Source organism: Marinagarivorans sp. (genome assembly GCF_982758155.1).
In genome coordinates this window covers 22,507-35,064 of record NZ_CEXWTU010000023.1, presented here as the reverse complement: position 1 = coordinate 35,064, position 12,558 = coordinate 22,507, and the positions used below count along the sequence as shown (strand labels likewise).

Below are 12,558 nucleotides of genomic sequence, written 5' to 3'. Positions count from 1 at the left end.
AATCGAAACAAAACTCGTTGTTTGTACCATAAGTAATATCAGAATTATAAGCTTCACGCTTTTCATCCTGCGGCTGCATTGACGCTATCACGCCAACGGTTAAGCCTAAAGCTTCATATAGGGGCCGCATCCATTCAGCATCACGACGCGCCAAGTAATCATTCACCGTTACAAGGTGCGAGCCATTACCTGGAATAGCGTTTAAGTAAACCGCAAGCGTTGCCATAAGGGTTTTACCCTCACCGGTACGCATCTCGGCAATGCGCCCTTCGTGTAGCGCAATACCGCCAATGAGCTGCACATCATAATGACGCATTCCCATAACACGGGAGCTCGCCTCACGACAAACCGCGAAAGCCTCGGGTAGCAGCGCATCAAGTGTTTCACCGTTTTGATGGCGAGAACGAAACTCTTGCGTCTTATCTTTTAACGCGTCGTCATCTAAAGCCTTTACAGACTCATCTAAAGCATTAACTTTTTTAACGAGCTTGCGCATGCGCTTTAATTCGCGATCGTTTTTAGAGCCAAATAACAATTTAAAAATATTCAGAGTCATAGCGGTGTCTTAATAGTGTTGCCGTAAGGCGATAAAAGAGAGTTGGCAAGGTAAGCCGAGACAGTAATATGGGAACGATAGTGTAAATAACTAGAGGTTCAGCGACTAGCTCGCCGAATATAGGACGCCGGGTCGACTGCGCGACCATGCTTATAGACTTCAAAATGGACATGAGGTCCAGTGGAACGGCCGCTTGAGCCCATAAGCGCAATAAGCTGCCCTTTTTTCACCACATCACCTACTTTAACAAGGTTTTCTTTGCAGTGAGCATAGCGTGTCGTAAAGCCATTACCATGATTAACTTCGACTAAATTACCATAGCCATAACGGTCTGCAGACCACGTCACTACACCAGCAGCAACAGCAACAATTTCACTGCCATCTTTACCGGCAAAATCAACGCCGGCATGCCAAGCAATACGACCACTGAAGGGGTCTGTTCTTCGCCCGTAACGTGATGACAAGTACCCTTTGGTAATAGGCCGACCCGCCACAAAAACAGACTCTTCTACTTTTTGATTAGCCATCAAAGCTTCAAGCGTTTGTAGCTGATGCTGCCTGTCTTCAATCTTGAAAGCCAGATCGTCGATCATATCCATGAAAGTCGTAACTTCAAAATTGTGGTTATCAAGCTCTTCCGATGGGCCACCTAACGCTGGTGGCTGACTAAAATCAAACTCTCCATGCTCAAGTTTCGCAGCGACAGTCATGCGCTCACCTAAAGCATCTAATCGAACTAGGCGAGCTTGGAGCTCTGCCACTCGTAAGGTTAAGGCTTCAAGCTTACTCTGTGCCTCATGGCGAGTATTCTCGATATCCAACTGCTGAGCGGAGAGTGTTTGCTCCCAGTTTTTTGAGACATCCTGAGTCAATAAACTATGGCCACTTTTGACACTCCACTGCAACGCCATTAACGTCACCGCCGCTAGGGGTAATGCTAATAAACAGGCGAACAAACACGTCTTTGACCAAAAGCCTAAGGTGATTGTTTTTGTGCCGCCATGGCGCTTGCTAATGAATATAATCTTCACTGACTTTGTCTTTAGATACCCAAAATACGAGTAGTGTATTAACACCTACACGCATTGAAAATGAATGATGTCGATAGCTATATTCAACCAAAGGCAAAACAGCAGCCTGGCAAAAAACCATCGCCTCGATTAAAGTTTAACCAAAAATTTAACTAGACCTAGTCAAATTGGCTATATAGCTTAATCGGCGCCAGAATATGGCATATAAAACGCAAAAAGCCAACTATTCGAAAGTTGGCTTTTTATTAACGGGCAGCACTAAGGCGCACGTAAATAAAGAAAAGTATGACCCATTAAGCCGCCGCTAAAGGCTTGTGGTAAGCAATCGGAGATTCTTCATCATCTTCAAATGTAACTACTTCCCAAGCGTCAGGCTGACGAATAAGTTCGCGCAGCGACTGATTATTCAAACCATGACCTGACTTATAGGCTCGAAATTCGCCAATCAAGGTATTGCCCAGCAAATAAAGGTCGCCAATGGCATCCAGTATTTTATGTTTTACGAATTCATCTTCGTAACGCAAGCCATCTTCATTTAGGATGCGATACTTATCAACAACAATGGCGTTATCAACGCTGCCACCTTTTGCTAAGCCCTTAGAGCGAAGGTATTCAATCTCATGCATAAAACCAAAGGTACGCGCACGAGAAATTTCTTTAACGAAAGAGGTGCTCGAGAAATCAACCACGGCGTCGAGCTTACGCCCCTTGAAAACAGGGTGGTCAAAATCAATCGTAAATGAAACCTTAAAGCCGTCAAATGGCGCTAATGTAGCCACTTTATCGCCATCGGTCACCGTAACTTCTTTTTTGATCCGTATGAATTTCTTAGCCGCCGGCTGCTCTTGAATACCTGCCGACTGAATGAGGAATACAAACGGGCCTGCACTGCCATCCATAATCGGGACTTCGTCAGCACTGACATCGACAATAGCATTATCAATACCCAAGCCAGCCATCGCCGATAACAAATGCTCGACTGTCGAAACACGAACATCGCCTTTCATCAATGTAGTAGAAAGCGTTGTATCACCTACATTTTCAGCTTTTGCCTGAATTTCAACCACAGGATTAAGGTCTACACGCCGAAAAACAATACCGCCGTCGATTGGGCCAGGTCTCAAGGTCAGATAAATCTTTTGCCCCGTATGCAACCCCACACCTGTGGCGCGTATCTCATTTTTGAGCGTGCGTTGTTTGATCATTACTTTATGTCTCTAGATATAGGTAAACGATTAAAACTGTTGGATTCAATCGAATGTCATAATTTTGTTACAGACTAGTGAGTACACTAATTTCAGCAAAAATTGCATATGTACTTAGCTAGCATGGTTTGTTGACATTAACATCAGGCAACTGAATTCAACCTGAACGCAGTGTTTATCAACCGTGTACGCAAAAAGCACGTCGAAAATTGACGTGCTTTTTGCGTCAGCATACGCCCGCATAACGCGGGGAACAGCATCCATGCAACGATATCTCAGGCGTATAAGCCGGAAACTGCGCGCAAATGATAGAGTAACCTATCAGCGATTAGTCTGCCTGGCGACGTAAAAACGCTGGGATATCTAGATATTCCATATCACGCGCTTTTTCATCAAGCTTTGGTGCCGCATTAGAGCCTTGGTTACGCATAACGGTTGGCTTATCAAGAACGGCATAATTTAAGCCGCCATCAGCGTGACGCGTATTATCCACAACTTTTTCAGGTTTTGCAGGAGTTTCTTCTTGCGCCGGCAAAGCACCCAAACCCGTAGCAACAACAGTTACTTTCAAAGTATCAGCCATGTCTGGGTCAATAACGGTACCCACAACAACGGTTGCATCACCAGAGGCGAACTCTTCAATCGTATCACCCACTTCGTTGAATTCACCCAAAGACAAATCCATACCCGCTGTAATATTAACCAAGATCCCACGCGCGCCATGAAGATTCACATCCTCAAGCAACGGGCTTCGAATTGCGGCTTCAGCAGCCTCACGTGCACGGTTCTCACCCTTGCCCGAGCCACTCCCCATCATCGCCATACCCATTTCGCTCATTACAGTGCGAACATCGGCGAAATCGACGTTGATCATGCCTGGGCGAATAATAAGGTCGGCAATACCCTGTACTGCACCCAACAAAACATCATTAGCGGCTTTAAAGGCATCGATTAAACTGGTTGATTTACCTAGTACCGTTAAGAGTTTTTCGTTCGGAATAGTAATCAAAGAATCAACGCGATCCTTTAACTGCTTAATACCCTCTTCGGCAATCGCCATGCGCTTGCGACCTTCAAACGGGAATGGACGCGTTACAACGGCAACAGTGAGTATACCCAGCTCACGCGCGACCTCAGCAACAACTGGTGCAGCACCAGTACCAGTGCCGCCGCCCATACCTGCAGTGATGAAGACCATATCAGCACCTTGCAGAGTTTCTGCAATGCGTTCACGATCTTCCATCGCAGCTTCACGGCCTACATTCGGATTTGCGCCAGCGCCCAACCCCTTTGTTAAATGGCCACCCAATTGCAGCACCGTCTGCGCGCTGACATTTTTCAGTGCCTGCGCATCAGTGTTGGCGCAAATAAAATCAACGCCATCAACTTGCTGCTCAATCATGTGACGTACAGCATTACCGCCACCACCACCAATACCAACAACTTTAATTACCGCGTTTTGCGGAATGTTATCTACGAGCTCAAACATGGTTTTCCCCTTTTGTTCCCCTGCTTAAAATATTTACGCTCTATAGCAATACAAGCCATACAACGTTGATTCGTGTGCTTCACGCGCCTGCCAACGGCTATAAGTTACGCTGAAACCAATTCTTTATTCGACCCCAAGTACTATCGGAAGGCTCATATGACTCTGTGCCATGCCCCCCCTGCTGCTTCAGCCCATAGTGCAGCAGGCCAACGCCTGTAGAATAAATGGGATTATTAACAATATCTCGCAAGCCCGATACATTTTGCGGTGCACCTAAACGCACCGGCATATGGAATATCTCTTCGGCTAGCTCTACAACGCCTTCCATCTTCGACGTCCCCCCCGTTAGCACAATGCCCGCGGGTAGCATATCTTCAAAGCCACTACGTCTTAATTCTGCCAATACTAAAGTAAACAACTCCTCATATCGAGGCTCGACCACTTCAGCTAATGCTTGCCGGGAAAGGTCTCTAGGCGGACGCTCGCCCACACTAGGGACTTTTATTGTCTCATCAGCGCCGGCTAATTTAGCCAAAGCGCAAGCATATTTAATTTTAATATCTTCAGCATGCTGCGTGGGTGTTCTTAACGCCATAGCGATATCATTGGTAACCTGATCCCCAGCAATAGGGATAACACCCGTATGACGAATAGAACCTTCAGTGAAGATGGCAATGTCGGTTGTGCCGCCGCCAATATCCACCATGCATACACCAAGCTCTTTTTCGTCTTCAGTCAACACGGCATAGCTTGAGGCCAACTGCTCTAAAATAATATCGTCAACTTCTAAGCCGCACCGGCGAATACATTTCTCAATATTTTGCGCGGCATTCACAGCGCAAGTTACAAGGTGGACCTTTGCTTCTAAGCGAACCCCCGACATACCCAGAGGCTCTTTAACACCATCCTGATCATCAATCCGATACTCTTGCGGCAATATGTGTAAAATTCTCTGGTCCGCAGGAATAGCCACCGCTTGCGCCGCATCGATAACGCGCTCTATATCTTGAGAAAATACTTCGCGATCTTTGATCGCAACAATACCGTGAGAGTTCAAACTGCGAATATGGCTGCCGGCAATACCAGCATAAACAGAATGTATTTGACATCCCGCCATTAACTCCGCCTCTTCCACCGCACGCTGAATTGACTGCACAGTGGAATCAATATTGACAACAACTCCCTTTTTTAAACCGCTAGAGCGGTGAGATCCAATGCCGACTACCGACAATTCACCTTCAGGCGATAACTCCCCAACGATCGCAACAATTTTAGACGTTCCAATATCTAAACCCACGATCATTTTATTTCCACTGGACTGCGCCATTGCCTGTGCCCCGATAAATCAATTTGGCTTTTAAGCCTCTGGTCTTTTTGTTGTTTCGCGACACCTTATGCTGGCTCGCACTTTTTAGCGTTCAATACGCTTCGACTAATGAACTGTCGCAGCGGCCTTGCTCTCCTCAGGTAACTCTATCCAATTGATCGCAAAGCCCTGCTTGTATCGCATATCGATAGCATTAATATTTGCCACCTGATCTTTTAGCTCCGTAGTCAACACATCCATGAGCCGTTGTAACTTCGTGAGCGATTCTTCTCTTCCAAGCTTAATTTCTATTTCTGGCGAGATTTTCAAAGTCCATGCTAGGGTATTATCCAGCTCTAGCACTAAAGGTGCAAATTTATAATTCGCCAACAACTTCGCAACTAACAAATATTGCTGCATAACTCTTTTTGCATATCTATCATCAGCTTTCAATAAAGGTAGATGATTTAATTCGGTTTTGTTGTCTAAATTAACAATTTCACCCCGTAAATTTAAAAAATCATGCAAATTCCATCGTGCAATTGGCTGTTGCTCTGAAATTTTTATCAATAATGTGTCTGGCCACTGTCGAGTCACAATTGCACGATCAATCCAAGGGTGTATTTCCAAGTGACTTTTTAAAGCCACTATATCCAATTCTAAAAAAGTTTCTGTTAACTTTGTGGCCACTAAGGCTTCAATATCGACTTGCGATACATATTTAAAATCACCTTGAACACTAACGTGCGCGATAGGCTTATTGGTGTACTCTTGAATTATGGCCAACGGCTCCAACCGATAAATACTCCAAGCCAACACCACTATTACAGCAATCGCTAGAACAGCATTAAACAGAAGCCGCCAAGGCATCTTGCTTTTTTCGACCACCTTAGATGAGCGACTGCGTCGCCGGCTAGCACCACCACTTTGCTTTGCTTTCGCCACCGGCTAATTCACCAATACCTGCGCAGCAATACGCAAAATCAAAGTTTCAAAATCAATATTCGCCGCATTTGCCGCCATGGGAACCAGTGAGTGAGTCGTTAAACCCGGCACCGTATTCACCTCAAGCAAATAAAAACCGCCCGCAGCGTTTGCCATAACATCCACACGCCCCCAACCTGAGGCACCCACAGCCGAAAATGCATCCATCGCCAATTGCTTTAATTCAGTCTCTTTATCTGCTGCCAAACCGCAAGGGCATAAATACTGTGTATCTTCAGCCAAATACTTTGCATTAAAATCATAAAAATCACTATTAACCTGCAGGCGAATAGGAGGCAAAGCGACGCCATCCAATATGGCTACCGTATATTCAGCCCCAACGATAAATTGTTCCGCAAGTACGCTGGTATCGTATTGAGCAGCTTCCTGGTAGGCTTTTTGAAGTGCTTCTGCCGTGTTAACGCGGCTCATCCCAATACTAGAGCCTTCATGCGCGGGTTTGACCATTACCTCACCACCCAAGAAAGTTAACGCTTGCGCCCAGTTTGTAGACGCATCTAACGCTAAATATTTCGCAGAAGGTAAATTAACGCCTGACCACAACTGCTTTGTACGCAATTTATCCATGCACAATGAAGACGCCAATACACCACTACCGGTATACGGGATTTTCAAAAACTCCAAAAGACCTTGAATTTTACCGTCTTCCCCACCAACCCCATGCAAGGCGATAAAAGCACCCGATAGTTCCTGCCGTTGCAATTGCTCAACTGCATTTTCGTGAGTATCGATAGCCACAACATCAATACCGAAGCTTTGCAAAGCTTCAATAGCTGCCGCACCACTTTGCAATGAAATTTCACGTTCTGCAGAATTGCCACCAAACAGCACCGCTATGCGCCCTATTTTTTCAACAACCGACTTAGGATCAAAAACGATAGTCTTAGACATTATGAGAAATACCTCCCGACCATTGCTCAAACTCTTCAGCCAAACCCACCGCTAAAGCGCCCACATTGCCGGCACCTTGAGTAATAACAATATCACCCGGCTGAATAAGATTTTTTAACACTCCAGACACTTGATCTAAGGCCTCAACAAATACTGGCTCGACAAAACCCCGCGTGCGAATACTTCGACTAAGGTGTCGCCCATCAGCGCCAGTAATAACCGCTTCACCTGCGCTATAAACTTCTAACAACACCAGTTGATCAACAGTCGACAACACCTCTACAAAATCTTCAAATAAATCGCGAGTACGGGTATACCGATGCGGCTGATACACCATCACCAAACGGCGCTCCGGCCAGCCTTCCCTAATTGCCGAAATAGTTGCTGCAACTTCGCGCGGGTGGTGACCATAATCATCAACCAGCATCACCGTATTGTCACCGCGCAGCGGGTATTCGCCATAGATTTCAAAACGACGGCCAACGCCCGAAAACTCTTTTAATCCTTTAGCGATAGCCTCAACACCTAACCCTTCTTCTAAGCTCACAGCCAATGCCGCTGTAGCGTTTAAAACGTTGTGCCTACCAGGAAGGTTCACATGCAATTCAAGCACCTTATTATCGTGAGGTGTTTTCACTTTGAAGCTTTGAGACTTTTCAGTTTGCACAACATCAAAGGCCTGGTAATCACACTGTTCTCTAAAGCCGTACGTTAGAACAGAGCGAGAGACTTTAGGCAAAATGCTGCGTACAACATCATCATCACCACAGACCACCGCTAGACCGTAAAAAGGAAGATTATGCAGGAACTCAATGAACGTTTGCTTCAGTTTTTCAAAATCTCCGCCATACGTTTCCATATGATCAGCATCGATATTTGTCACGATCGAAACCATGGGTTGCAGATGTAAAAATGAGGCATCACTCTCATCCGCTTCAGCCAATAAGTAACGACTTGCACCTAACTGTGCATTACAACCGGCACTATTTAAGAGCCCACCAATGACAAATGTTGGATCCTGCCCTGCGGCAGCAAAAATAGCGGCCAGCAAACTGGTTGTTGTTGTTTTACCGTGAGTGCCGGCAACAGCTATGCCATGGCGGTAACGCATTAACTCAGCCAGCATTTCCGCGCGACGTACTATCGGAATTCGCAGCTTGCGCGCTTCTTCAATCTCTGGATTACTTTCATCAATCGCACTGGAGTTAACAACAACATCAACGGCCGTTACATTGCCTGCATCGTGCCCCACAAAAACATTTACGCCCATGCTTTCCAAGCGCTGAGTAGTATTAGAGGCCTTGACGTCAGATCCTGAAATCTCATAACCTTGATTTAATAATACTTCTGCGATGCCGCTCATCCCTGCACCGCCGATACCAATAAAATGTATGCGTCGAATACGGCGCATTTCTGGCGTTTGATAAACGCTGACATCAGACATGTAAATACTCCAAACAATAATCTGCTACGCTCGCCGTTGGTGTTTTCTCGTCTCGAACAAAAGCCGCTGACGCCATTTGCTGCAAACGTGGGCGATCGTGATAAAGCTGTGTAATGTGATCAGCCAGTGAATTAGGCGTTAAGGTGGCCTCTGGACATAAAATGGCTGCGCCTTTATCGCTCAACCAACGCGCATTCGCCGTTTGGTGATCATCAATGGCAAAGGGGAAAGGAACAAGAATCGCAGCTGCGCCAACTGCAGCCAGCTCTGCTACAGTCAATGCGCCAGAACGGCAAATAATCAAATCAGCCTTAGACATCGCACTAGCAACATCAACAATGAACTCTGGCAGTTCAATGCTGCAGTCTGGGCGTTGTTTTTGTACTAATTTATACGCCTCTTTCGCCACTGTTTTAGTTCTAGCGCCCGACTGATGAACCACACAAAAATTTAAATCTTTAGGTAACAGAGCCAATGCTTCAGGCACCGTTTGATTCAAGGCTTTGGCCCCCAAACTACCGCCAAGTACCAACACCTTAAAAGGAAGGCTCGCAGGCTCGCTAAAGCGCTCACTCGGTTTAAGCTGTGTATAGAAGTTATTCCGTACAGGGTTACCCACAAAAAGACCTTTTGGCAAAGCCTTAGGGAAACCACACAAAGCACGCTTCGCAAACTTAGCCAATATTTTATTGGTGCTGCCTGCGATTGCATTTTGCTCATGCACAATAATAGGAACTCCAGCTAACCAAGCCGCAATGCCTCCGGGACCGGATGCATAACCTCCCATACCCAAAACAACATCGGGCTTTATTTGATGAATAATTCGCTTTGCCTGAGTAATCGCTTTTGCAACAGCAATAGGACCCGTAATAAGCTTTACTAATGACTTACCACGCATTCCCGTGATGTTGATCGTATGCAAAGGGATGTTATTTTCCGGTACGACTCGCGCCTCAATACCTTTATCCGTACCGATCCAATGCACGACTACACCGATATTACGCAAATAATCGGCAACAGCTAACGCAGGGAATACATGCCCCCCCGTACCGCCAGCCATGATGAGAATTGTTCCTGAGCTTTGGGCTTCAGTTACACTAGGCGTTGTCATTATTGACCTCCCACCCCAAACGTAAAACCAAAGCAATCAACCCAGTACACACCAACAAGCTGCTACCGCCAGAACTCACAAAAGGCAGGGTTAAACCCTTGGTTGGCAACAACCCAGAAGCCACTCCCATATTAATAAAGGCTTGCGCACTGAAAAGCATGCCGATACCCACAGCGCAGTAACTCTCAAAAAAACGCTCTTGCTTAAAAGCCTTTGAGGCCAACAAGAGTATTCGCCAGACCACAATCACAAAACCCAAAACCAAAACTAAAGCACCGACCAAACCAAACTCTTCAGCAACAATTGAGAAAATGAAGTCGGTATGCGCTTCAGGTAAAAAGAAGAGCTTTTGTAAGCTATTACCTAACCCTAAGCCGAACCACTCTCCACGACCAAAGGCAATAAGCGACTGCACCAATTGATACCCGCTCGAAAACTGATCCGCCCAAGGGTCAAGAAATGTCACCAAACGCTGCCAGCGATAAGGAGAAGCAACAGCCATAAAAGCCAAGCCGGCAATACCAACTAAGGCTAGAAGGATAAATCGCAATATTGGTACGCCCGCCATAAACATCATTGCGCCGGCCGTTATACACAGAACAACCGAACTGCCAAAGTCAGGCTCTAACAACAGCAAAACAACAAACGCGCCCAGTATTGCCAGCAATTTGAAAAATGCGCTCCACCCTTCACGAAACTCAACGCTTCTACGCGCTAAAAAACTAGCAAAGAATACAATAAAACAAAACTTGGCCGCTTCGGATGCTTGAATAGTAAAAGGACCAACCCCTAGCCAACGACGGCTTCCATTAACAACCTTACCCACACCGGGAATCAATACCGCAATTAATAGCGCAATGCCGATTATCAAAAAAACAATACCGAAGCGATTCCACATTTCGCTCGGCAGGCTAAAAATAACAACGCCACTAGTAACTGCTAAACATAAAAACACACAATGGCGCTTTACAAAAAACCATGGATCGTTATAGCTATGCGCCGCGAGATCGATTGAAGCAGACAATACCATCACCAACCCAAACGACATCAAAGCCAATACTGTCGTTAGCAAAATCAAGTCAAGGCGAGAGCCTTTAGCGACAAGATCACTAACACTTTGCTCAAAGTTTAATGGGAGCGTCGTCATGCCAGCAAACCTTTAGCCGCTCGACTGAATACATCTCCGCGTTGCTCAAAACTACTGAACATATCCAAACTCGCACAAGCAGGTGACAAGAGTACGCAATCACCAACCGAAGCCCCGCTAAAAGCTGAAACAACAGCGTCTTCTAATGATCGTTCGTTAATTATGGGTAATTCAGGTAATGCTTGTGCAATCAACTTTTCAAGCTGCGGGGCGTCCTTCCCAATTAAGGTCACTGTTTTAGCCGTGCTTTTAAGAGCGGGAATTAACTGAGAGAAGTCAGCCCCTTTGCCATCACCACCAAGGATGATGTGAATATTTTTAACCTCCCCCACAAAGCCTTCTAATGCTGCGACTGCTGCTCCAACATTTGTGGCTTTTGAATCGCTAACAAAATCGATGCCATTAATAGTTGTAACAAGCTCACAGCGATGGGGCAAACCCCGAAACTCAACCAAAGCTTTCAAACAAGCGCCCATCGGAATATTTGCCGCGTCAGCCAACGCCAACGCAGCAGCAGCATTTGTATAATTATGTAAACCCACAAGCTTTAAATCCGCCACCGCAACAAGAGGTTTAAAGCCCCTCATCAAATCACCATCATACAAGCCAAAATCTTTTAAATCGGCCTGAGTCGCGCTAAAACAAACCCGCTTAACGCCATCTGCAAACGGAGGCTCTGTCAGTGGATCCTTCTTATTGACAACAACCGTTTTCGCCCCAAAAGCAATTCGCTGTTTAGTTAAAGCATATTCCATAAAGCTTTCATAGCGATCCATATGGTCAGCCGAGACATTGAGTACCGTCGCCACAATAGGCTTAAGAGAATAGGTACTTTCTAATTGAAAGCTAGACAGTTCCAATACATAAAGATCGACAGCATCATCTAAAGTATCCAGTACCGGCAACCCAATATTGCCTGCAACCACGACACTCAAGCCTGCCGCTTTTGCCATTTCACCCACAAGTGTCGTTACTGTCGTTTTACCGTTAGAGCCCGTAATTGCAACAACTGGCGCCTTTACTGCTCGAGCAAAAAGCTCAACATCCCCAATAACCGATATACCGGTATCTATCGCTTGTTTAATGACGGTTTCTTTGCGCGACAGGCCTGGACTAATAACAATTTCATGCGCACTACAAAGTAGTTCAGCTTCCAGTGGTCCCAACTGAATGCTGAGTTCTGGGAACAGCTGCTTTACCACCGCTAAGTTGGGAGGGCTTTCGCGACTATCACATGCTACAACCCGAACACCTTGCGCCAACAAATACCTTACAACTGACAAGCCCGTTACGCCCAGGCCAATCACAACGGTATATTTATTAGAGCTAATTAGATTCACAGGGGGTCTCTTTCAATACAAAAAATAAATACA

General features: G+C 45.9%; 10 protein-coding genes and 1 pseudogene. All 11 read right to left on the bottom strand.

Going from position 1 to position 12,558, the window contains the following annotated elements; genetic code table 11:
• Positions 1-556: pseudogene (gene secA, locus AC3A8L_RS04790) on the bottom strand (preprotein translocase subunit SecA); the annotation flags it as partial.
• 98 nt (positions 557-654) lie between these two features.
• Positions 655-1,587 (bottom strand): peptidoglycan DD-metalloendopeptidase family protein, encoded by a 933-nt coding sequence (locus AC3A8L_RS04785; protein ID WP_487961093.1) that lies wholly within the window; start codon positions 1,585-1,587, stop codon positions 655-657.
• A gap of 293 nt (positions 1,588-1,880) precedes the next feature.
• Positions 1,881-2,792, bottom strand: a complete 912-nt coding sequence (lpxC, locus tag AC3A8L_RS04780) for a UDP-3-O-acyl-N-acetylglucosamine deacetylase (RefSeq protein ID WP_487961092.1) — start codon at positions 2,790-2,792, stop codon at positions 1,881-1,883.
• 328 nt (positions 2,793-3,120) lie between these two features.
• On the bottom strand, positions 3,121-4,281 hold the full coding sequence (gene ftsZ / locus AC3A8L_RS04775) for a cell division protein FtsZ (protein ID WP_487961091.1): 1,161 nt from the start codon (positions 4,279-4,281) through the stop codon (positions 3,121-3,123).
• Positions 4,282-4,378: 97 nt separating this feature from the next.
• Positions 4,379-5,608, bottom strand: a complete 1,230-nt coding sequence (gene ftsA, locus AC3A8L_RS04770; protein ID WP_487961090.1) for a cell division protein FtsA — start codon at positions 5,606-5,608, stop codon at positions 4,379-4,381.
• A gap of 105 nt (positions 5,609-5,713) precedes the next feature.
• Positions 5,714-6,532, bottom strand: coding sequence for a cell division protein FtsQ/DivIB (locus tag AC3A8L_RS04765; RefSeq protein WP_487961089.1), 819 nt, complete (start codon positions 6,530-6,532; stop codon positions 5,714-5,716).
• A 3-nt stretch (positions 6,533-6,535) separates the two neighbouring features.
• The gene (locus AC3A8L_RS04760) at positions 6,536-7,483 is read right to left on the bottom strand and encodes a D-alanine--D-alanine ligase (RefSeq protein ID WP_487961088.1); all 948 of its coding nucleotides are present in this window, start codon (positions 7,481-7,483) and stop codon (positions 6,536-6,538) included.
• Complete coding sequence (gene murC / locus AC3A8L_RS04755) at positions 7,476-8,927, bottom strand: UDP-N-acetylmuramate--L-alanine ligase (RefSeq protein WP_487961087.1); 1,452 nt, start codon at positions 8,925-8,927, stop codon at positions 7,476-7,478. Before murC ends, AC3A8L_RS04760 begins: the two co-directional genes overlap by 8 nt.
• The gene (gene murG, locus AC3A8L_RS04750) at positions 8,920-10,038 is read right to left on the bottom strand and encodes an undecaprenyldiphospho-muramoylpentapeptide beta-N-acetylglucosaminyltransferase (RefSeq protein WP_487961086.1); all 1,119 of its coding nucleotides are present in this window, start codon (positions 10,036-10,038) and stop codon (positions 8,920-8,922) included. The genes murC and murG overlap by 8 nt, the downstream gene beginning before the upstream one ends.
• Positions 10,025-11,185, bottom strand: coding sequence for a putative lipid II flippase FtsW (ftsW, locus tag AC3A8L_RS04745; RefSeq protein ID WP_487961085.1), 1,161 nt, complete (start codon positions 11,183-11,185; stop codon positions 10,025-10,027). Before ftsW ends, murG begins: the two co-directional genes overlap by 14 nt.
• Positions 11,182-12,525 carry a UDP-N-acetylmuramoyl-L-alanine--D-glutamate ligase gene (murD, locus tag AC3A8L_RS04740; protein ID WP_487961084.1) on the bottom strand — a complete coding sequence of 448 codons (1,344 nt, stop codon included), beginning with the start codon at positions 12,523-12,525 and terminating at the stop codon, positions 11,182-11,184. Before murD ends, ftsW begins: the two co-directional genes overlap by 4 nt.
• Positions 12,526-12,558: the final 33 nt, after the last annotated feature.